This is a genomic window from Bacillus cereus group sp. BfR-BA-01523, from assembly GCF_022662615.1.
Classification (GTDB): Bacteria; Bacillota; Bacilli; order Bacillales; family Bacillaceae_G; genus Bacillus_A; species Bacillus_A mycoides.
Map to the genome: position 1 here is coordinate 339,691 of NZ_JAKUDX010000001.1, position 21,024 is coordinate 360,714.

Sequence of the window (21,024 nt, forward strand, 5' to 3'; positions counted from 1 at the left end):
AAACCAAAATTCAGACTTATACTGAAAGGAGGATATGATGAATTCATTAATTGGATTTCTTTTTCTTCTTATCGCTATTAATGTTCTAATTTTCTTTATAGCAAAGCAGTATAAACGAATATGGAAAATAGCCAGTGGTATTTTCATTCTTTCTTCCCCCATTTTTTTCTTTGCCACTATGCACGTAATTGGAGAAAAAGTAGGAGATGGATTAGCTGGAGGTTTTGCCGCTTTTACCTTTAGTGGCCGTTTAATCATTAATGCAATTTTTTTATTTGTTGTAAATATTATTATATCTATCAATAGAAATGCATAATACACTCCCTATGTTTGTAGGCATTTCTATTTCAAAATTTAAAGAGCTTACTATAGTAAGCTCTTTATCAAAAACTATTTATTTCACAATCGGCAATGTCACTTCACTCAATTTCACCGTTAGCTTCGTTCCTGCTTTCGGTCTAATTGTATAATCGTAATCACTTGCAATTAAAACGACCCCCATTTGATGCCCTGCTTTAAATACATAATCATCTGGCTGCATGTCCCATGTAAATGTGTAATCTTTACCAGGTTGAATCGCTGTTGAATTTTCTATACTATTTAAGTTTTGCGGATCCATCCAACCTCTCGTTACAATTTCAGGCCTCGCTCCGCCATAATCAACAAGTAAAGCTGTTAAATTTGAAACAGATCGATCAATATTTCCTGTTATTGAAATTTTAGGTGTACCACTTATTCGCATATCTTTTTGCAGTACAGGCATTGTATATACTAATCGATTCGCTATTTCTAACTCAGGGTTTTCTACTAGTTGATTTGACTTTATTTTAGCATCATCTACTAATGAGAAAACATTGTTTACTGATCCCATACTTAATGGTAGATTGACTGCTTTATTACTTAAATACATACGGACCTTTGATGGTACAGCTGCTGGATCTGGCCAATTTTTTATTTTTTGCCACGATTTATTTTCACGTTGTACATCTACCATCGGTTCATCCATAATTCCATTTTCAATTCCATATAACCAATAATCGAACCATTTATTTTGGGTTTGTTGCCAGTTATTACTTGATGTTCCGCCATGTCCACCTTGATGTAACCACATTTTACGAGGAACATTATTTTTGCCAAGAGCTTCCCACCACTGTGCGAACTGCTTCGTTTTTACATTCCAATCATTTAAACCGTGAACAACAAACACACTAGCCTTCACATTCTTAACATCTTTTACATAGTTACGTTTATCCCAAAAATCGTTATAATCGCCTGTTTTACGATCTTGTCCAGCTGTTAGTTCTTTAATAATTTGCCCGCAAACTTCAGGGTTCTTTCTTGTTAGTACTGCTTCTGCCATATTATCTGTATCTTCTCCTTGATAACCACCTGGCGCAATAACCGCCCCATTTGCACGATAATAATCATACCAGCTACTAATCGCTGCGATTGGAATAATTGTTTTTAACCCTTCAACACCTGTCGTCGCAACAGCATTCGGTAACGTACCATTGTAAGAAACTCCTGTCATTCCTACATTTCCCGAAGACCAACTTGCGTTTACTTCCTTACCATCCTCTGTATATGCTTTCGCACGTCCATTTACCCAATCAATGACAGACTTAGTCCCTAATATTTCTTGCTCATCTCCAGTGGTCGGACATCCATCTGATTTCCCAGTTCCGATACTTTCACCTAAAATGACTGCATATCCTCTTGGAACGTAATAATTTCCGTATGAACCAAGATTAACCGCTCCATACGGTTTTCCTCCATATGCATTCAATTCTTCATCAACATTATAAACAGGAACATCTTTTAATCCAGATCGATATGGACTCATTTCATAAATAACGGGGACTTTCACATCTGAATTCGTCTTTGGACGCATAACCTTTACTGATACACGATCTTTTTTACCATCTCGATCACTATCAACTTCTGTCTCTACAAATAAATTTTCTACGATGGCCTCATCAAGTGAATAGATTGGCTTCGTCATCCCATTTTCTAATTCAATTTTTGTGTTTGGAGTTAAAGCTTCTGAGACTTGACCATTTAACTTAATATCACTCCCTTTTACAGAGCTCCCTTCCTTATTTTCTGCATGTGCAGTCATACTAGAAACTCCTGAAGTAATTGTTAAAGATAATATAGTTGAAAGTGTTATTGCTAATTTCTTTTTCCTCATGCCCTTCCCTCCCCATATATTCCTTCTTTTACTATACAATAAAATTACAGAAAATTCAGTTTATATTTCATAGAAAGTTGAGAAATTTGTAAAACATTCGAATCTTTCAAGATAATAGAAAAGGAACTAATAACAATTAGTTCCTTTCTATATACATATAAAATTGTATTTCTCCATCTTCTACCGAAACTCCGTATTCAAAGCCATGTCTTTCTAATATACTTTTTACAATCGCTAATCCTAATCCAGTACCTGATTTTTCTTTGCTACGTGAAGACTCTAATACGTAAAAAGGCTCCCAGATTTTCTCTATCTCTTTACTGCCCTCAGCAGCAATACCATTTTGAATTTGAAAATACACAATGCTATTTTTCTCTTCTAATATGATTTTTATATTTTGATTCGTTGTATATTTTATCGCATTAGAAATTAAATTTTGAAAGACCATTCTCATTTTATTTAAATCAGCATAAACAATCGTGTCACCAACACTATAGTTCACTTGCAACTTGATTTCTTTCGACTCCAGTTCAATCTTATGCTTATCTATTATACTTTGTACTAGTGGTTCAATAGGGAATTCTTCTTTTTGTAAAATATCTCTTTCTAGTTTAGAAAATCGCAATAACTCTTCAATTAAATTTGAAATTTGATCTGTTTGTTTAATGATTGTATCAACATATGTGCCATCATCTAAACCGTCTTTTATTCCCATAGAATATGCTTTTACTAATGCGATTGGTGTTTTTAATTCATGAGTTACATCGCCCATAAATCGTTTTAAGTGGTCATTTCGATCTGTTAAATCTTGATGTGCTTCATGTAATTTATCACTCATAATGTTTATACTATTTGCTAAATCACCTATTTCATCATTCGTTTTAACTTTCGTCCGTTTAAATTTCAGACGTGAAATATCTTCTGCGACATCACTCAATTCATTCAGTGGTGTAGTGATTGTTTTTGAAAAAATCCAGACGAGCACGATAATAAGAAATAGTGAGAATCCCAAAATGTATAAATAAAATGAGTTAAGCGTTTTAATTACTTCATTTGAATGTGCGATAGAAACTCCTACTAAAATCAACATATCATCTTTCGCAATGTATTTCGCAAAAAAACTAGATTTTATCTTTTCTTGATCATATATTTTATTCGATTGTCCGAGGTTCTTCACTTTCGTAATTTCTTCTTTTGTAATCCAAAGTTTATTCAATGCAACTCTCTTTTTTGTAAGTTGCATGCGTAATTCTTCATTAATAGCATCTTCTGAACTATTTATTGATGTGTACGCAATCGTAACATTACCTTCATTTTCAATACGATTTATAGCATCATCTAGTTCTTTACGCGGTATTGACTGGATTTGCGCTGTAATGCCTTCTAAGCTTTCGCGTGTTTTGTGCACATTATATTTTGGTAAAAAATAGTTAATTAATAATAAAGAGATGGAAAAAATAAGGATGACTGTTAAAGAGATGCTGAAAAATAACTTTTTACCGAGTTTATTCACACTCTTCCTCCAAACTGTATCCTAAACCGCGATGTGTCTTTATAATATTTTCTCCTATTTTTTTACGCAACCTTCTTACATGCGTATCAACCGTTCGCTCTTCCCCAAAATAATCAAATCCCCAAACGATATCTAACAACTTTTTCCGCGTTAAAATCGTGCCTTTATGATTTAAAAAACATTTTATTAATTGTAATTCTGTCTTTGTAATGTCTAATTCTTTCTCGTTTTTATATACTTTATTTTTGGTGAAATCTATTTTTAAATCTTGAACTTGAATAACATCTTCATGCTGTACAAGCTTTTTCGCTCGCGTAATTAGCACTCCTGGGTGAAATGGTTTTTTCACATACTCATCTGCCCCGGTTTGAAGAGCTGCTAATTCATCTTCACTTTCACTTTTCGCAGTAAGCATTAATACTTTTACACTCGAATTCTTTTTTATTTCCTGACAGACAGTAATACCACTACTTTTCGGCATCATCCAGTCTAAAATAGCTAAGTCAATTTTCTCATCATAAAATATTTGAAGTGCTTCCTCTCCATCCTTTGCTAATAAAACTTCGAAGCCTTCTTTTTCAAAATACGCTTTTAAAATTTTCAGCATATCTTGTTCATCATCCGCAATTAATACTTTCATTACATTTCCTCCATTACTTATAAACAAATATCAATTTTATCATACAACTTCTTTGTTACATCAATGTGACATAAAAATATTTACAACGTTTGAGGGTATAGTAAGTGTGAGGTGTTGTTTCATGTTCAAAAAAATAGGAGTCATTACTCTTCTCTTCTTTTTATTATCAACAAATGCGTTCGCAAATACAAATAAACAAATTGAAGTATTTGATTGTAAAAAAGAAATGGTCGTTCAAAAACAATCTTTAGATCCAGCTATTCAAAAAGAAGCTGTTCAATATGCTAAATCCATTACTGGCCCGTTCAAAAACTTAAACGTCGTTCCGAAAGATGGACATATGATAAAAATCCCATTATCGAAACCTGTTCCTATTACAAATCAATGGTTACATACAACAATTGATGAAGTACTCATCCTTCTCCCACTTAACGAAAAACCTTACATTATGCTTTACGATGATGAAAATAATCCGCATTTTTATTATGTAAAAGGTGATCCGAAGGGTTTATTGAAACAAATGAATATTAAGATGTAATTGCATAAGAAAGGTTCCATACTTGAGTATAGAACCTTTCTACAATCTTATTAGGTGACTTGAACCTTTATAATTTCCGATTTTTACAAATCCATTCGCGCTATAAAACTCATCACCTCGCTTTGTATCCGTATATAGAACTACAACGTGAAAATACTTTTCCGCATGTCTTAATAGTTTCTTTAATAACAACTTCCCTAATCCGATGCGCCGATAATCCTTTGAAATATAAAATCTCCTCAATCGGCCAATCTTATTATCTTTCGTATACGGATCTTGATTTAATCCCCCGATTCCAATTAACGTATCCCCTCGAAAGATTCCATATAAACATTCACCTGTTTTACTAAATGTATTTCTTTTACTTTCATATTCATTTATTAGTTTTATTAAGAAGTTAAATCCTTCTTCTTTACTTTCCTGGACAAGGTGATTGACCTCATATTTTAGCAGATCTCCAACTTGTTTTATTTGTATATCTTCCAGCTTAATCTCCCACTTTCTCTATCCAAATGTATCTTTTTGAAAAATAAAAATGCCCAAGAATATATTATCCTGAGCATTCATTTGAATGTGAACTTATTCATTTTGTTATGTACGTATTCTTCAATTCTGGTAATATCCCCTTCAGTTCCATTAAATCATCAATTACTAAATCAGCATGAGCAAGCTCATCTTCTTGTGCAAAATCAAAATTACATCCAATCGCAATTAAACCATTATCTTTTGCCGCATTAATATCCGATAAACGATCCCCAACTACCGCTGCCTCTTGTATATCATACTTCTTCAAAATGCCTTTAACTAAATCACCTTTATTTAGCGAGTGTATTTGTTCAATACTGAATGTTTCCGTAATCCATTGGTCTAAATCATAATAAGATACGATTGCCTGTAAATATTCCGTTAAACCATTACTAGCAATGTAAATGGAACAGTTATTTTCTTTTATAAAACTAAAAACTTCCTTTACATTCGGATATAAAGCACCATTTCCGCTCTTTATATTTTCAATTAGTCTTTCTAAAAAATATGCATCTGTTTGTTCCCTTACTTCATTAGAGTGATTAGGTAATAAAGCTTCCCAAACTTTAGGTAAAGGTACACCCATAATTTCACGATATTTATCAATTGGTGTTACCATATCCCATAATTGTAGTGATCTTAAGTGATCAAATGTATCATCTAACGATAATTCTAAAATTTTATCTGTTTGAAATAAAGTTCCATCCATATCGAAAATTAGTGCTTGTAACATGATATTCTCTCCCCTTCTTTACTTATGAACTACAATACAGCTTTACTCGAAATATTTTTAAGCATCTCGACAATAATTTCTGAACAATAATTCGCTGCGGTTTTCGCGAAATCATCATATGAAACTTGCGCTGAATCATCTGCACTGTCAGAAATGCATCTCAAAACGAGAAACGGTACATCATTTATATAAGCGACATGTCCAATTGCTGCTCCTTCCATTTCTGTACAATGAGGTGTATATTCAGTGACTAATTGCTCCTTTAATTTTGAATCCTCGACGAAGCATTCTCCGCTGACGATTCTTCCTTCATGAACAGTAATATTTAAACTACTACTATTAACAGCTTTTCGGGCTAAATCTCTTAATTCCTCGCTTGCATGAAACGCTTCTTGAAATGGGAATAGATTCTTCATTTGATTTTTATTAATATCATGATGCGTAACATTTGTAGAAATAACTAGATCGCCAATTTTCACATCCGGATGTAATCCACCCGCAACACCTGTATTAATGATAGAATTCACATCAAATTTATTAATTAAAATTTGTGTACATGCGGCGGCATTTACCTTTCCTACACCACATCGCGTAATAATAATTTCTGTATCCATGAAGTTTCCTTTATAAAAAGGTATTCCCGCAATAGTATGTTCCTCTTTAATAAGTAGTTTTTCTAATAGTAAGTCTATTTCTATTTGCATTGCTCCGATAATACCGATTCTGTTCATATATGTAGTCCCCTTAATTAATTTGCAAATATTCATCAATATCTTTATGAATTTGCATAAAAGCTTTATTCCAAAATTCATACTCTGTTAGATCAATATCAAAATGTTTTTTCATCAATTCTTCAACTGGGGCCTTTCCTGTTTCTCGTAAAAACTCTTTATACCTCAAATGAAATGCATTTTTATTTTTATTTTCCTTTGCTATTTCGATTAAACTAAAACTCGCTAAATACCCAAATGTGTATGGATAATTGTAAAAAGGAACGTCTGCTATATAAAACTGAACGTATTTCATCCAAACAAATGGCTGATATTCGCTTAATGCATTTCCGTATGCTTCTTTTTGTACCAATATAGATAATTTCTCAATTTCATCAGCACTTAAAGGACCTTCCTTGCATTCTTCATAAAACTTCTTCTCAAACTGAAACGATGCACGAATTGCCATAACATAATTAAAACTATTTCTTATTTTCCAGCTAAGCAATGACTTTTTCATCTCTACACAATCTGTTGTTTGAATTAAATAATTCATGGTTACCGTTTCAAAGAAAATAGACGCTGATTCAGCTGTACTCATTGGCAGATAATCATCTAAAAATGTTGTAGATTGTTCAAGACTCATAACATAAAAATGCCAAGCGTGTCCCAGTTCATGAGCAAGTACTCTTACACTATCAATTGTTCCATCATAACGAAGTGAAATGCGAGATTCTTTTTCACTGAAAAAAGGAGCACAAAATCCACCCGGCGGTTTATTATCTCTCGGTTCAGCATCGATCCAGCCATTCGCTATTACATTCTGTGCGAACTGTGCCAATTCTTCATCTATATTTTTTAGTGCATCATATATGTTTTTTACTGCTACTGAAAAAGGAATAACAGCCTTATTACTTTCCTTCCATGTCATTAGCTCGTGCCATGTAATTGAATTCTTTCCTTTTTTATAACCGTTTAACGCAATTACTAGCTTCGTAAGATTTTGTTCCGTTGCATTCCACATCTGGGATAATGCAGTTTCAGAGATGCCATTTGCTTGTAGTGATTGTTTTAAAATCTCTGCCCCTTCCATTTCATCACTTTTAGCATGACGTAATCTTCCTATTTGATTCAATACAGTAGCAAAGATATCTTTTTCCTTATTCAAAGTATTTGTAAGAGAATCAAATACTATTAATCTTTCATTATGATCATCACTATTCATCGCAACGTAATTTGCTTGTCCAAATGATAAAGTCTCTTTATCGTGTATTACTTCTATCTTACTTCTTAATTGTGTATACATATCTTCCCAAGCTTTTAATTCATTTTCTATTAGTTTAATACTTGAATGATTTGTATTAACACTTTGTCCCTTACTAGATTCTATTAATAGTTGAACTTCTTTCTTTAATTGATTTACTTTTACACTTAGTAAAGTATCTTCAGGATGCTTCTCATCTTCAGCAGCACGGCAATATAAGTAATATTCTGCTTTTTCGATAGCCTGTATAAGTTGTGAAAGGATTACTGAGTCTTTTGTTGCTTTATATTCTATAATTAACCGTTCTATAGAAAATATAAGATCTTGTTTATTAGAATAAAGTCTGTCTAAATCCCATTTAGTTGGAGCTTGAATACGTATATTCATTTTAATAGCCTCCTATTTTTACAAATAGTTACAACAATTTAATCCCTCCATAATTATATATGAATATCCAATATTTAGATATCTCTAAATATTAAAACTTAAACGAATGTATTTTAACATTCCTTATTCTGCTCCCTCCCATTTACAAGTCTACCTTTTATGCAATATAAATAGCATAAAGACGCTAAAGCCACAACTATTGGAATAAGTATGACTCCTCCAATAAAGGGATAAACCGCTATACAACATGTAAAAGCTATTATAGAAAAAACTTTACCTAATCTATTATTTATTAACTTAATTCCGGCCGCAGTACCGACTATATATGTAACAATCCCTAACGAGTTCGGTATTAATACGATTCTATCTATACTAATATGAAAAACGAAACATATTAACAAACCTATTATTGCAATAAAACCTACAACTTTTATTGCATTTGTTGGCGCTGCTCTTTTTACATTAATACTTGCTAAAAAACGAGGTGCAACTTCTTCCTGCCCTAGCGAATAGCCTAAACGGCCCACGCTTGCGATAAATGCATTTGTCGTCCCTAAGCAAATAATAAAAGCTACAAATCCAATTAACCATGCAAATTGATTACCTAAAGTTTGTTTTATTACAAGTACTAGAGCTGTAGTATTATCAGCATTAACTTGATATGATTTTGTTCCAATTACTGATAATGCAATCCCCATATATAAAACTCCAATAATAATAATTGCAAATCCTGTAGACAAAATAATATTTCTTTTTCTAGGTGCTTTAAATTCTGGAGCTAAACTCGCAATTGCTTCCCAACCGAAAAACGACCAAAAAATTAATAATGACGCGTCTAAAATCGGGTTTACTGCTTTCATAGAAATATGTACATTTATATTTTTCATTTCAATATAAGGTAGTGAGCTTATAATTGTTACGATTAAAATAAAAAAAGTTAATACACCGATACATACTTGAAATGAACCGCTCATTTTTAATCCAAATAAATTAAAGCCGATAGAAATACTTACTATGATTAACCCGATAATATAAGAAAAATACGATGGTAAAGAAAAGACTTTTACTATATACATTCCACCTGTCAGTGATACAATGATTTGCCCAACACTACCTGCGATAAAAAAACACCACCCTATAATCGCACCTACTTTTTTACCAAAAGCCTTCTCAGAAAAAGTTGCAATTCCCCCTGCACTTGGATGCTCAATAGATAAAAAAGCGAATGTTAATGCAAGTGGGATACTAAGTAAAATCATAATAAGCCAAGAAATAATCGCATTCCCTTCCGCTATACTCGCAGTCATACCAGGTAAAATAAGAATTCCTGATCCTAAAACTGCCCCTACGTATAAAGCTGTTCCCTTTTTAATAGAAATTGTTTCGTCGAAATGATTAGACATTACATGCACCTCCATTTATATTTTAATTATAGAAAGTTATCAGTCTATTCAACATTCAATTGTGTATGTAATTTAGCATTAGATTTTACATTATGCCTGTATTTCAGAAATTTACTTTCAACTTTGCAAAGGAGCATGAGTAATGGATGAGATTGATAAGAAAATAACCCTATTATTACAAGAAGATGCCAGGATGACAATTACAGAAATGACTGAGCATCTACACCTTAGCCGCCCTAGCGTTACAGAAAGACTAAAAAGGTTACAAGATGCAGGAATAATTGAGAAATATACCGCACGGGTATCATTAAATGCAGTTGGAAAATCAATTCAAGCATTTTTAAGAATTGAAAATCTAAAGATTCCTTGTAAAAAATTCGAGGAGAAAATCTACGAAGAATATAGAATACTCGAATGTCATCGAGTCACAGGTGAAAGTAGCTATTACTTAAAAGTAGCAGTTCACTCTATGAAGGAATTAGAGGAATTAATTGATATCGTTATTCCGTTTGGTACAGTAAAAACTTCGATGATCTTATCTTCACCAATACCATATCGGCCAGTAATTATAGAATAGCAATAAAAAAGGTTATCCAAAAGGTATAAAATATACTACTCTTTTGGATAACCCTTTACAATTTATTAGAATTTTTGACTAAACTTCTTTATAAGTCCATTTTATTTTCAGCTGATATTTTATAATACTTCGCAGATAATTTATAAGAGCGATTCTCATTATAAAAGTTACCCAACTCATAGGATAATTCAACAACTAAGCGATGTTGTTTTTTTTCTAATCCCACTTCAATTGCTTTTTGCATATTTTTCTCATATTCATAATAATCTCCACGTATTTTGAATACTTTAGCTTTCAACCCATATAGTTGGACAAATGCAATTGGCACATCATAAATCGATAAAAAATGAAATGCTTCATTCATAACTTTATTAACATTTTTCCAATCTTTAAGTTCTATGTAAATCTCCAACATGTTTCGTAACGCATATACTTTTTGATCTTTCTGTGATAAAAATTCACTTAATTCCAAAGTTTTTTCGTAGTATTTAATGGCATTCGTATAGTCTTTCAAGCCTTGATAAATTTTCCCGTAATCATATGAAATTATAGGTAAATACTTTGAATTACCACTAATAGCCAAACTTTTTTCTACTTGCTGTAAAATTTCAAGTGCCTTTTCATATAACTCATCCATAATATACAATATTGCAAGCATTAAAAGTGCATTTATTACGTTTTTCTGCATACCATTTTTTCTGTACACGTTGTAAGCTTTTAAGGCATACAAACGACTAATACTTTTATCTTTATAAAGCTCCTTATATACATGACATAAATTATAGTATATATGACCATGTTGTTCAGTTTCTTCTACACCAAGTAAACTCTCTGCCTGTACATAAATATCATGCGCAGCAATGTAGTCTTGTTTATTATAAAAATATAAACCTCGGGCTTTTAAGTAATAAATATAATCTTCTGGATCTTGTAGTTCGACCTGACTTGGTATCATTTGCGAAGCTTGATCTATAAGCGACTTTACATGTAAAACGTTTTTTTGTCGGGCATGATAATATATAAGTACACCATATACCTTTAGTAATAAATGCATTGAATCCACTTCACGAACGTATAATTCTAACAAAGATAAGTCAGCTTCTGTAATACTTTTATCTTTTTTATATTTATTACATATTTTAAAAATAGTAAGCTTTATCTCCTCGTAATTTCCATTTATAAGATAATCGCTCTTAACTTCTAACTTTTTAGAAACCTTCGTTATAAAAGAAGATGATGGTTTGATTTTCCCACTCTCAATTCTACTTAAATAGGTTACTGAGCATATTTCTGATACGAGCTCCCCCTGTGTCAATCCTTTATGCATACGAACTTGCCGAATACGTTCCCCTATTTCCATCTTTCTACTCTCCCCACTTAACCATTTCATACTTTTTACTAAATAAGCCATTATGTATTGCTTAATCTTTCATACTAAGAAAATGCATAACTTTACAAATGTAAAAAAATGTATCATACATTTTAATTTTACATTCATACTATGATTATTTCTAGATACTTTGTTAAATTTAATGGTTAAAATTTAGATTTTTCGTCCATTTTTTTCATGTAATTTTACTACTTGTTATTAACAAACACAGAATCATATACTTGAATTACGATAAACTTAATGAAAAGGATTTAACTACATGTAAGCTATCATTCTTCATTTAGATAGTTATAGTTCATTACATTTACCTAATACATAAAAAATATCTATTATAAACCAAATAAATTTAATAGATGAATTATTAATATCAAATCCTAGAAATTAGTTTGTCGAATTATTCAATAAAAACGAAAGGATGATAAACATGATTGTAAGATTTAAAGAAGAATCCGCACGAAAAATAGTAAGATATGTTGGAGGCGCTGCTTTACTTTTAATAATCGCTTCTTTCCTTTATCAGTGGAAAAATGACTTAGTAATTGATCAAACTGAAAGAATCAGCTTTGGACTAGTTATCATTACTTTCCTATCTACTTTCTTACCTATTAAAGAGAAAGTTAATAAATAGACTCCATAGATGAATTTATCCATATCACTCCTAGAAATTATTTCGTCGAATTATTCAATAAAAACGAAAGGATGATAAATATGATTGTAAAACCTAAAAACGATTCAACACGAAAAATAGTAAGATATGTTGGAGGAGCCGCTACTCTTTTAATACTAGCATCCTTCCTTTATCAGTGGAACAATGGTTTAGTAGTTGATGATACTGAAACATTTGGTTTCATGCTAACCTTCACTGGTTTCCTATCTACCTTCATACCTACTAAAAAGAAAGTTACTAACTAATATAAAATTACATATTTTTCATCCACATAAAACAATTATATTAGAATTAAAAAAGGATTGATCAAAAGATCAATCCTTTACTCTACTTCATTTAAGAAGAACAATGTTAACGCACCAGGTCCTGTATGCGCTCCGATTGCTGCTCCAATTGTATTTACGATAAATACTTCACAGCCAAATCTTTCAGTAATTAATGCTTTTAATGCTTCAGCTGTTTCTAAGTCATCGCCATGAGTCATAGCGATTGTTTGACCTTTAAGGTCTTTTCCGCGCTCTTCCATAATATCTACAATTCGGCTTAATACTTTCTTTTTCCCTCGTACTTTTTCAAGTGGTACAAGCTTTCCTTCTTCTACGTTTAAGATTGGTTTAATATTTAATAAACCACCGATAAAACCAGCTACTTTACTTAAACGTCCACCTTTCACGAGGTACTGCAAGTCAGCTACAGTGAAGATGTGCTCCATATGCTTCATTAGAAAAGCGATACGTTTTAAAATATCTTCTTTTGATGCGCCGTCTTTCGCCATTTTAGCAGCTTCTAATACGACAAGCCCTTGACCAAGCGAAGCGCATTTTGTATCAATAATTTCTAAATCTAAATCAGCATATGTTTCTTTCACTTCTTCTTTAATAACAACTGACGATTGATATGTACCGGACAGTTCAGATGAAAAAGCTAAATATATACAAGGATTACCTTCTTTTGCATAAGAAACAAATTTTTCTTGGAAAGTTTCAAGTGAAGGCAATGACGTTCTATAAACAGCGCCTTCTCTCATATTTTGCAATAATGTAACTGACTCTAATGTAACTCCATCTAAATACTCTGTTTCTGCTTCATCATATACACGGAGTGGAATTAAATCAATATCATATGCTTGCAGCAATTCTACCGGTAAATCCGCCGCACTATCCGTAATGATTTTAACACCCATTTTTAAACCTCTATTCTGTTATAAATATAAAAAATATAAAATAAAAATAGTACTTTTAAATTATATACGCAAAACTTAAATGAAGAAAGGAAAAGACTTTATATTGTATGCACTATTCTTCAAAACTTGAACTGTTATTAAAAATCATGCCATTACAACCACTTTTCCCCTGTTATTTTATTCTATATAATGACATAGAACAATTTTTTGAAGGAGGATGCATATGAGTATTCAATTGGCCGCATCTAACGATCTAGAATGGATTAATAATCAATATGACTCAATAGGATTTGTTCGAAGTGATTTAAAGCGAGAAAAAGTTGCAATCATTACACACAACAATAAATATGCAGGTGTTGGACGTTTAGTCCAAATAGATGAAGATACTATAGAAATGGGAGGAATTTATATTCTCCCTAAATTTAGAGGGCTACAATTAGCTGGGGAACTTGTTTCATTTTTAGTAGAAACTGCGAAAAAATTACAAATACTAAATGTGTATTGTCTTCCTTTCGAGGAACTAGAAAACTTTTATAAAAAATATGGCTATACTGAAGTCGATACTATGAAAGAAGTTGTCCACCCAATTATTCTAAAAAAATATAATTGGTGTTTGGAAAATTACGATAAACATGTTCTACTATTTAAGTTGTGAGTTTTGTAAAAAAGGAGTCAATGCACTTTGTATTACACATCAGATTATACAAGCAATTATCTGTGAATTAGCTTTTTTATTCAAACAACATATACGCCACATTTTATGCCTGTTTTTAATAAGTGTTAGCAAGTTCGTTGACAAACTTGTTAGCACCTTTTTAAAACATAAACCTGAAGAAATTCATACAATTAAGTACCTATCCTAGCTAGCAATAATATCATCCTTCATAAATATTAAAATGAATTCATTGAGGATAAACCGTTTGGAGGATATTCTATAGCACTGAATGATTTACAAAAGATTACGCATTGATACGCTACGAATAAAAATAATGAGCTAATCAAGGGAATATAATCATTTTTATGTAATTCGCACTTGTACTTCCTGTTCTTGTATCACTTGAATGATTAATTCCAATACAATATTTTGTACTAACTGATACACATTGTCATGAAATGTACTTTGTTCTGATATGTATTCAATACATTGATATATATATCCTTCTACCAATAAGCTCCCTTTTTCAACTGTAAATTTATTTTGTCCATTCTTTTTTACTTTTGGTACTAAAAATTCAGTTTTTGTCAAAACAATCTCCTGTTCCACCTCTTTTATTCCTATGACTTTTTCTGTAAATACCACTTTTTCTCGTAAACTAATTTCACCTTTATATCTTCCTATTTCTATTGGGAGTCTGGCTGTTATATAATTACTTACTTCTCCCCCATTTTCACTCTCTAATATTATGCTGTGAATAGGAATCCATGAAGATGTCTCTACCTTATTCTCTTCATTATTCCCTTTAACTTTTTGATTATATAATTCAACAAGCACTCTCTTTTCATGAAGATTTAAAGAAACTAATTTACAATAAGCCTCCGAATGATACTGTTGCACTGTAGTTAATAACTTAGAATCTAATTCACGCCCCTCCGCATCTTTTTCATTTCGAAATACAAATTCATCTTGATTTTTCACATTTATTTTTGGAAATACTTTAAAGCTAGACACTTCTGAAATAATAGAAAATGGCGTTTTCACTACCATTGAATGCACTGAAGTCTCTATTTTTGATCCTAAACCTATACTTTCTCTCTTTGATTCAGTTTCTTCACTTTTTTTCTCTGATTCATTTGCTACTTCTACTTTCTCTAATCCAATCACTTTATTTTCTTTTGCTGGTTCAGTCTCTTCACTTTCTTTGTTTGATTCAATTGCTATTTCTTCTTTCTCTAATTCTCTTTCTTCATATTCTTTTACTGATTCAATTTTCACCTCTTCTTCCTCTAATCCAATCGCTTTATTTTCTTTTGTTAATCCAGCTTTTTCACTCTCTTTCTCTATTCCAATTACTTTATCTTCTTTTTTTGACTCTGTTTCTTTACTTTCTTTCTCTATCCCCATTGCTTTATCTTCTTTTTTTGACTCTGTTTCTTTACTTTCCTTTTTTTCTCTTATTTCACGCGAATCATCTTGAGCATTCAGCATTTTCTCTTTGTAAACTTTGTTCCATATTCCTTTACCAACCAATGGCTTATCCATCACCATCCCCCCATCTGATGAAATCCATAAAAATATATTATTTGTACGCGACCATTTCATCATTATATATGTTTTATAATAATAAAAAAGACATTGTCTTTTTAATAAAGACAATGCTTTTTTATTTTTATACTTGTACTTGTTGTACTTGTAAAACTTTTAAAGTAAGGTCTAGTACAATTTTTTCACGAAGAGTTCCAAATGGCTCGTTTAATTCTGTTGGACAAGGTGAAAAGTCTAATTCGAAAAATTGAGCACTTACTAATTCGACATATGGTTGTTCGTTATAAAAAACTGAATTTTGGAAGAAGTATTTATCTAAACGTGGTAAATCGCCGTTGTTAGGATTAATAAAATGAGATGTAGTGTCTGAAGAAGCAGCTATTAAAGCCAGTGATAGAAAATCAGCTTCTGTTAGATCTGCAAAACCAGAAAATGGAACATTTGCAATACGATCATATAGCACTCCATTACACTCATCATTTGCATATTCAATATTTTTACGAATATACCCTTGTACAAATAATTTCCCTCTTGTAACTCGGTTGTAAGGTGTACCAACTACCGGAGTAAATGCTACAGGAACTAACTTACCTTGTGTTAAAAATACATTTTTTAAGACACGTTTAATCTCAGTTGCTGGAGGATCTAATGGAACATCGGCTTCTACAACAATTTGAATTGTTCTTTCCGCTAATACAACTGGTATTTTTACGATTGGTGCTCCTGGAGTAGTAATTGGTGTTGCTGCAGCATCACTTAATGGTGTTTGGGTTTGTCCCGCTACCTGACATGGTACATTAATTGGGCATTGTTCACTCATATTTTATAATCTCCTTTATATGAAAAATTTAGAGCTTTTTAACTCTCTATACTGTATATGTTTGTCTTCTATTAATGCGTGGGTTTGTATCATAGTCACTTTTATCATTTACAAAAAAAAGAGTAATTTCCCTTTAATAGTCAAATATACACAACTTAATATACTGAGTTTTTATGGGTATTTACCGATAAAAACTCAGTATATTAACTCTCATCGTGGGAGAATATAATGATATGTTAATTAAGTTCAATAGTAAAAAAGATAACCATATTTTCAAAGAAATTTTCAAAAAATCTATTCTTAAATTTATTGATTTCTTCATTTCATAATATCTTTGCAACCGCAATCTAATATTGGTAGCACCTTATTATTAAAAAATAAAAACCGACTTAATAAAGTCGGTTTTTATACCCAAATTGTTGTGGAATCACTTCATCTTTAATTCATATCGTTTTTTTCCTCTCACCTTTTCCAATAGAATTTATCAATACTTCTATTGAAAACAATCTTGTCGTTGTTCTCCCCTCTAATACTATTAATTAACATCTCTCTTAATGCCTTTAGTCTAGGTAAAATTATCTTTGGATATTTTATATTTGTAATTATAAAAAAAGACTATTTGATGTTAATTTAATTGGATTTTCTAGCCTTTTTATTTTGTACAATTCAATTCGTACAAACTCGTTCAATTACCTATTATTCACAAAATAAGTATCATACGTCTTATCAAAAACATATCCTAGCTTTTCTGCAAGTTTAGCAGATGTATTATTCACTGCATCCCAGTTTAGGTATTTCCCTTTTTCTAAACAATCCAATATAATAGCTGCACTAACTACAGTCGTCCATCCCTTTCTTATATGATCCAGATCGGTAGCAACTTCAATTTCAATCCCATCATCATAAATACTATACGATAATACACCGCATACGACGTCTCCTTTATAGAAAATACTATAGCCAATCCCTCGATTTATATAATCATCTGTCAATTGAAAAAGTATATCTTGTACAAGGGGTAACCTATTTACGTAAATCATTTGATGGACTAGCGGCTGTTGGGCGCATACCAGACGGAAATTTGATGAAGCCTTAAAGGCTTTATCTGATTCACAGAAGGGGAAAAAAGTGAAGTTAACAAAAAACAACTCCAAAATCAACTTCTATTGTATATTTTGGAGTTATTTTACGTTTTCTTTAAATTGGTAATTTTCTGTTTATATATATATATTTCTATTTTCCTTTTCTTATTTATGTTTATCAGCTAAGTATCTAGCATAGTGAACTAAATTTCTAGCTACATCTAATTCAAGATTAAATATATTAGGTACACCTGGTCTCCAATTCACCTCAAACAACCACAATTTTTGGTTTTCATCAATCCCAACATCAATTCCTAACTCATCAAATAATACATCCTCATATAAAGAATTAAAATGGTTAGAAAAACTTACCGCAAATCGTTCTAAATACCTTTGAACATTATACCAATCGTTATCAAACTCCGTTTTTAAAAAAATATCTAAATAAGTACTATAACCACCGCTAGCCATATTTGATACAACACTTCCTAATGGACCTATTCTCGGGAATATTGAAGTAATAACCCACTTTCCTTCTCCATTTCTTTGAACATGCAATCGAAAATCATAAACATGACCAGATTTCATTTGACATGAAATAAACTGTTGAACTATGTAACCTTTCTCTTGAATCTTATCAGACAAAAAACTTAGTAATTGTTTTTTATTAATAAGTGAAATTTCTTCTGACTCATTCATACTGTAATTTATCCCATGTTTTTCAATAAAAATAATACCCTTACCTTGATGTCCAGAAATTGGTTTAATAATAAGTTTTTCATAACGATTAATCATGTCAAAAAACTTATTAACATCATTTAATTCATAAAAAGGAATAAGATATTGCTTAAATTCCCCTGCTTTTTTTATTCTGTTATATACACTTAATTTATCTCCAATTGAATGACTTGTGAACGGAACTTTATCATATAAATAATCAAAAATTTGCTGATTTTTATCACTAACATGAACACTTGCATTATAAATAACATCAGGAAAAGAAAATTCTTGTTCAACCCACTTACCATTTTCATAAGTTTTACCTAAAATTTTCTCAGTTTCTACATTTACTTTCCCTAAAGTAAAATAAAAAAAGTTTATACCTTCAGCTTTGGCTACAGCAGCATAAGTATATGCTTTCTTTACGACATTCGGATCTTTCCGATGATGAAGCATACCAATTATAGTCATATCGGTTCCTCTTCCCCTCTTTTTAAAGATCTTTTTCAAAACAAATATCAACTTCATTATATATATATTCATGTTCTCCTTCATTCAACCATTTTTCGAAAAATCCAGAACAAGCTTAACCTCATTTTAATATTCTACCTATAGAAATATTATATCTAAGGGTTTATAAAATAATTAAGGTTAGGGTGGCATAAGATGGATACTATTGTTTTTATTGAAACAAATAAATCTGGATCAAGTAGGGAAGCAATCAAAGCAGCTGAAAAACTTAATTTCTTTACAGTTTTGTTAACAAAAAAAACAAAATTTATTGAAGAACGCGATACATTCCCTGATGTACATCAGATGATTTTCACCGATATAAATGATTATGATAATATAATTACAACAATTGAAAAATTAAATAAATCAGGAAAGAACATAAAAGGGATCTTTAGTTTTATTGACCCCTTTGTTTATCTGGCTGCACGTTTATCAGAAAAATTCTGCTCAAATATTGTATCTACTGAAGCTATCTATCAGATGGAAAACAAAATATTAACTCGTAATGTCCTTAAAGATTTACCAATCTCACTCAACTATTTAATTTACAAACCAACAGAACCATTATCATCTTTTCTTAAAAAAAATAAAAAGATAAATTTCCCTCTTATTGTGAAATCCCCTAAATCATCAGGATCAAAAGATGTATTATTAGTAAAAAATAAAAATCAATTAATTTTCTCTATGCAAAGTCTTTTAAAAAAACTACCTAATGAAGAAATTCTTCTTGAAGAATATGTAGATGGACCTCAGTACTTAGTCGAAATTTTAGTTCAAAATGGAAAAGTCCATATTATAGCAGTAATTGAACAAGAAATTACACTCTTTGAACGTTTTATTGTTACTGGTTATTCTTTACTAGGACAGGTAGACAAAAGTCTATATAATAGTCTTTTCAATGCAGTTAATTCTGTTATTCAGGCTTTTAATATGAAAAATGGAGCTTGTCATCTAGAACTCCGGAGAATAAATAATGATTGGAAATTAATTGAGATAAACCCCAGAATATCAGGTGGAGCAATGAATGATATAATTGAAATTGGACATGGAATCAACTTAGTGCAAGAGACTATTCAGTTAATGTTAGGAAATAAACCTTTACTAAATAAAAAACATCATAAATATGTATACACTCATTACCTAACAGTTAAATCTAAAGGGAAACTCATTCGAGTTACAGGAAAGAACCGTAGTTCTAAATATCCTGGTGTGGAGAAAGTTTATATAAAACCTAAAAAAGGAACTGTCTTAAAACCACCTACATCAATGGGACATCGATGTGGCTACGTTTTAGCAGCATCCTATTTTAAAACAGAAGCTAAAAAAATAGCTTTAAAAGCAGCCAAAGAAATTTCATTTGAAATCCAAAAAGAATAAATGCAACATAAAAAACAAGATATATACACCAACTCATAAAAATATACTAAAATCAAGTTTCTTACAATTCTAATTATCATAATGCGTAATAAAAAAGTTCACTCCTTATCTACATTTATAGAAGGAGTGAACTTTTTTATTATGAAATTTTAATTTATTTACCCAACAAGCGACTCCAAAATGACTTCTTCTGTTCTGAAGCTACTATTAAGCATTTACTTTTATATAGTTTTTCGAATACTTACAAATGAGCTTTTATCTAATTAAAAATGTTCTCCGTGAATAATAACAAAGTAATGTTTTTTATTATTTTATAAATTTTTTCGAAACATAAAATTTTAACTAAGAGGTGATTGGATCATTTCTTTCCATAAGGGAAATACCTTTTTGAAAAGTTCTACTAGTAAAGAGGAAAACTGAGATCCAGAACCTTCAATGATACGTTTATAAGCTTCTTTAGGAGATAGAGCCTAACGATATGCTCTCGAAGAAGTCATTGCATCGAACGCATCTGCTATCGCAACAATTCTATAGAAACATTCTAGTCATCATTTTTCACTTTAATTCCTTTACGTTGTACAATTCGTA

The 21,024-nt window shown here is 31.1% G+C and carries 20 protein-coding genes and 2 pseudogenes; 7 read left to right on the forward strand and 15 right to left on the reverse strand.

Annotated features, from left to right (window positions below):
* The first annotated feature begins 37 nt into the window (after positions 1-37).
* Positions 38-316, forward strand: a complete 279-nt coding sequence (locus MR066_RS01725) for a hypothetical protein (protein WP_242245738.1) — start codon at positions 38-40, stop codon at positions 314-316.
* A 78-nt stretch (positions 317-394) separates the two neighbouring features.
* Here MR066_RS01725 and MR066_RS01730 read toward each other — a convergent pair whose 3' ends face one another.
* The 3 genes from MR066_RS01730 to MR066_RS01740 all read right to left on the reverse strand — a co-directional run bounded on the left by MR066_RS01730 (position 395) and on the right by MR066_RS01740 (position 4,344).
* Positions 395-2,191 carry a Xaa-Pro dipeptidyl-peptidase gene (locus MR066_RS01730; RefSeq protein WP_061690268.1) on the reverse strand — a complete coding sequence of 599 codons (1,797 nt, stop codon included), beginning with the start codon at positions 2,189-2,191 and terminating at the stop codon, positions 395-397.
* A gap of 136 nt (positions 2,192-2,327) precedes the next feature.
* Positions 2,328-3,704: a sensor histidine kinase gene (locus MR066_RS01735; protein WP_242245739.1), complete on the reverse strand. Its 1,377-nt coding sequence runs from the start codon at positions 3,702-3,704 to the stop codon at positions 2,328-2,330.
* Complete coding sequence (locus MR066_RS01740) at positions 3,697-4,344, reverse strand: response regulator transcription factor (RefSeq protein WP_002189890.1); 648 nt, start codon at positions 4,342-4,344, stop codon at positions 3,697-3,699. The genes MR066_RS01735 and MR066_RS01740 overlap by 8 nt, the downstream gene beginning before the upstream one ends.
* Positions 4,345-4,465: 121 nt before the next feature.
* Between MR066_RS01740 and MR066_RS01745 the strand changes: the two genes are divergently transcribed.
* Positions 4,466-4,882, forward strand: coding sequence for a hypothetical protein (locus tag MR066_RS01745; RefSeq protein ID WP_215586433.1), 417 nt, complete (start codon positions 4,466-4,468; stop codon positions 4,880-4,882).
* Between the two features lie 39 nt (positions 4,883-4,921).
* Here the strand turns inward: MR066_RS01745 and MR066_RS01750 are convergent, their stop codons facing one another.
* The 5 genes from MR066_RS01750 to MR066_RS01770 all read right to left on the reverse strand — a co-directional run bounded on the left by MR066_RS01750 (position 4,922) and on the right by MR066_RS01770 (position 9,904).
* Complete coding sequence (locus MR066_RS01750) at positions 4,922-5,335, reverse strand: GNAT family N-acetyltransferase (RefSeq protein WP_080449979.1); 414 nt, start codon at positions 5,333-5,335, stop codon at positions 4,922-4,924.
* A 130-nt stretch (positions 5,336-5,465) separates the two neighbouring features.
* The gene (locus tag MR066_RS01755; protein ID WP_242245740.1) at positions 5,466-6,140 is read right to left on the reverse strand and encodes an HAD family hydrolase; all 675 of its coding nucleotides are present in this window, start codon (positions 6,138-6,140) and stop codon (positions 5,466-5,468) included.
* A 29-nt stretch (positions 6,141-6,169) separates the two neighbouring features.
* The gene (locus MR066_RS01760) at positions 6,170-6,871 is read right to left on the reverse strand and encodes a 5'-methylthioadenosine/adenosylhomocysteine nucleosidase (protein ID WP_242245741.1); all 702 of its coding nucleotides are present in this window, start codon (positions 6,869-6,871) and stop codon (positions 6,170-6,172) included.
* A 13-nt stretch (positions 6,872-6,884) separates the two neighbouring features.
* Complete coding sequence (locus tag MR066_RS01765; RefSeq protein ID WP_242245742.1) at positions 6,885-8,501, reverse strand: M3 family metallopeptidase; 1,617 nt, start codon at positions 8,499-8,501, stop codon at positions 6,885-6,887.
* A gap of 113 nt (positions 8,502-8,614) precedes the next feature.
* Positions 8,615-9,904, reverse strand: a complete 1,290-nt coding sequence (locus MR066_RS01770; RefSeq protein WP_215586436.1) for an APC family permease — start codon at positions 9,902-9,904, stop codon at positions 8,615-8,617.
* 142 nt (positions 9,905-10,046) lie between these two features.
* Between MR066_RS01770 and MR066_RS01775 the strand changes: the two genes are divergently transcribed.
* Positions 10,047-10,481, forward strand: coding sequence for an Lrp/AsnC family transcriptional regulator (locus MR066_RS01775; protein ID WP_215586437.1), 435 nt, complete (start codon positions 10,047-10,049; stop codon positions 10,479-10,481).
* A gap of 88 nt (positions 10,482-10,569) precedes the next feature.
* On the opposite strand, the gene MR066_RS01780 is transcribed toward MR066_RS01775, so the two are convergent.
* Entirely contained in the window at positions 10,570-11,841 is a 1,272-nt protein-coding gene (locus MR066_RS01780) for a helix-turn-helix domain-containing protein (protein ID WP_242245744.1), read from the reverse strand.
* A gap of 454 nt (positions 11,842-12,295) precedes the next feature.
* Here MR066_RS01780 and MR066_RS01785 point away from each other — a divergent pair, with 454 nt between their 5' ends.
* Both MR066_RS01785 and MR066_RS01790 read left to right on the forward strand, forming a co-directional pair.
* The gene (locus tag MR066_RS01785; protein WP_215586438.1) at positions 12,296-12,499 is read left to right on the forward strand and encodes a hypothetical protein; all 204 of its coding nucleotides are present in this window, start codon (positions 12,296-12,298) and stop codon (positions 12,497-12,499) included.
* 80 nt (positions 12,500-12,579) lie between these two features.
* On the forward strand, positions 12,580-12,783 hold the full coding sequence (locus MR066_RS01790) for a hypothetical protein (protein ID WP_215586439.1): 204 nt from the start codon (positions 12,580-12,582) through the stop codon (positions 12,781-12,783).
* 77 nt (positions 12,784-12,860) lie between these two features.
* On the opposite strand, the gene MR066_RS01795 is transcribed toward MR066_RS01790, so the two are convergent.
* Positions 12,861-13,721 (reverse strand): DegV family protein, encoded by an 861-nt coding sequence (locus MR066_RS01795; protein WP_215586440.1) that lies wholly within the window; start codon positions 13,719-13,721, stop codon positions 12,861-12,863.
* Positions 13,722-13,944: 223 nt separating this feature from the next.
* On the opposite strand from MR066_RS01795, the gene MR066_RS01800 reads away from it, so the two are divergent.
* Complete coding sequence (locus tag MR066_RS01800; RefSeq protein ID WP_159146766.1) at positions 13,945-14,376, forward strand: GNAT family N-acetyltransferase; 432 nt, start codon at positions 13,945-13,947, stop codon at positions 14,374-14,376.
* Positions 14,377-14,739: 363 nt separating this feature from the next.
* Here MR066_RS01800 and MR066_RS01805 read toward each other — a convergent pair whose 3' ends face one another.
* The 4 genes and pseudogenes from MR066_RS01805 to MR066_RS01820 form a co-directional block, all read right to left on the reverse strand.
* Positions 14,740-15,921 carry a BC_2427 family protein gene (locus MR066_RS01805; RefSeq protein ID WP_242245745.1) on the reverse strand — a complete coding sequence of 394 codons (1,182 nt, stop codon included), beginning with the start codon at positions 15,919-15,921 and terminating at the stop codon, positions 14,740-14,742.
* Positions 15,922-16,048: 127 nt separating this feature from the next.
* Positions 16,049-16,744 (reverse strand): CsxC family protein, encoded by a 696-nt coding sequence (locus MR066_RS01810; protein WP_002065863.1) that lies wholly within the window; start codon positions 16,742-16,744, stop codon positions 16,049-16,051.
* A 689-nt stretch (positions 16,745-17,433) separates the two neighbouring features.
* Positions 17,434-17,742 (reverse strand): annotated as a pseudogene (locus MR066_RS01815) (GNAT family N-acetyltransferase); the annotation flags it as partial.
* 249 nt (positions 17,743-17,991) lie between these two features.
* Positions 17,992-19,089, reverse strand: a complete 1,098-nt coding sequence (locus tag MR066_RS01820; RefSeq protein WP_215587942.1) for a YheC/YheD family endospore coat-associated protein — start codon at positions 19,087-19,089, stop codon at positions 17,992-17,994.
* Positions 19,090-19,212: 123 nt separating this feature from the next.
* Here MR066_RS01820 and MR066_RS01825 point away from each other — a divergent pair, with 123 nt between their 5' ends.
* The gene (locus MR066_RS01825) at positions 19,213-20,436 is read left to right on the forward strand and encodes an ATP-grasp domain-containing protein (protein ID WP_215586443.1); all 1,224 of its coding nucleotides are present in this window, start codon (positions 19,213-19,215) and stop codon (positions 20,434-20,436) included.
* Positions 20,437-20,774: 338 nt separating this feature from the next.
* On the opposite strand, the pseudogene MR066_RS01830 reads toward MR066_RS01825, so the two are convergent.
* Positions 20,775-20,966, reverse strand: a pseudogene (locus MR066_RS01830) (HD-GYP domain-containing protein); the annotation flags it as partial.
* Positions 20,967-21,024 lie beyond the last annotated feature (58 nt).

Excerpts from the sequence above, each read along its gene's own strand:
- MR066_RS01820 (WP_215587942.1), bottom strand. The coding sequence starts at position 19,089 with ATGAATATATATATAATGAAGTTGATATTTGTTTTGAAAAAGATCTTT.
- MR066_RS01760 (WP_242245741.1), bottom strand. The coding sequence starts at position 6,871 with ATGAACAGAATCGGTATTATCGGAGCAATGCAAATAGAAATAGACTTA.
- MR066_RS01825 (WP_215586443.1), top strand. The coding sequence starts at position 19,213 with ATGGATACTATTGTTTTTATTGAAACAAATAAATCTGGATCAAGTAGG.
- MR066_RS01725 (WP_242245738.1), top strand. The coding sequence starts at position 38 with ATGAATTCATTAATTGGATTTCTTTTTCTTCTTATCGCTATTAATGTT.
- MR066_RS01810 (WP_002065863.1), bottom strand. The coding sequence starts at position 16,744 with ATGAGTGAACAATGCCCAATTAATGTACCATGTCAGGTAGCGGGACAA.
- MR066_RS01800 (WP_159146766.1), top strand. The coding sequence starts at position 13,945 with ATGAGTATTCAATTGGCCGCATCTAACGATCTAGAATGGATTAATAAT.
- MR066_RS01740 (WP_002189890.1), bottom strand. The coding sequence starts at position 4,344 with ATGAAAGTATTAATTGCGGATGATGAACAAGATATGCTGAAAATTTTA.
- MR066_RS01775 (WP_215586437.1), top strand. The coding sequence starts at position 10,047 with ATGGATGAGATTGATAAGAAAATAACCCTATTATTACAAGAAGATGCC.
- MR066_RS01755 (WP_242245740.1), bottom strand. The coding sequence starts at position 6,140 with ATGTTACAAGCACTAATTTTCGATATGGATGGAACTTTATTTCAAACA.
- MR066_RS01780 (WP_242245744.1), bottom strand. The coding sequence starts at position 11,841 with ATGGAAATAGGGGAACGTATTCGGCAAGTTCGTATGCATAAAGGATTG.
- MR066_RS01730 (WP_061690268.1), bottom strand. The coding sequence starts at position 2,191 with ATGAGGAAAAAGAAATTAGCAATAACACTTTCAACTATATTATCTTTA.
- MR066_RS01805 (WP_242245745.1), bottom strand. The coding sequence starts at position 15,921 with ATGGATAAGCCATTGGTTGGTAAAGGAATATGGAACAAAGTTTACAAA.
- MR066_RS01745 (WP_215586433.1), top strand. The coding sequence starts at position 4,466 with ATGTTCAAAAAAATAGGAGTCATTACTCTTCTCTTCTTTTTATTATCA.
- MR066_RS01785 (WP_215586438.1), top strand. The coding sequence starts at position 12,296 with ATGATTGTAAGATTTAAAGAAGAATCCGCACGAAAAATAGTAAGATAT.
- MR066_RS01765 (WP_242245742.1), bottom strand. The coding sequence starts at position 8,501 with ATGAATATACGTATTCAAGCTCCAACTAAATGGGATTTAGACAGACTT.
- MR066_RS01770 (WP_215586436.1), bottom strand. The coding sequence starts at position 9,904 with ATGTCTAATCATTTCGACGAAACAATTTCTATTAAAAAGGGAACAGCT.
- MR066_RS01790 (WP_215586439.1), top strand. The coding sequence starts at position 12,580 with ATGATTGTAAAACCTAAAAACGATTCAACACGAAAAATAGTAAGATAT.
- MR066_RS01795 (WP_215586440.1), bottom strand. The coding sequence starts at position 13,721 with ATGGGTGTTAAAATCATTACGGATAGTGCGGCGGATTTACCGGTAGAA.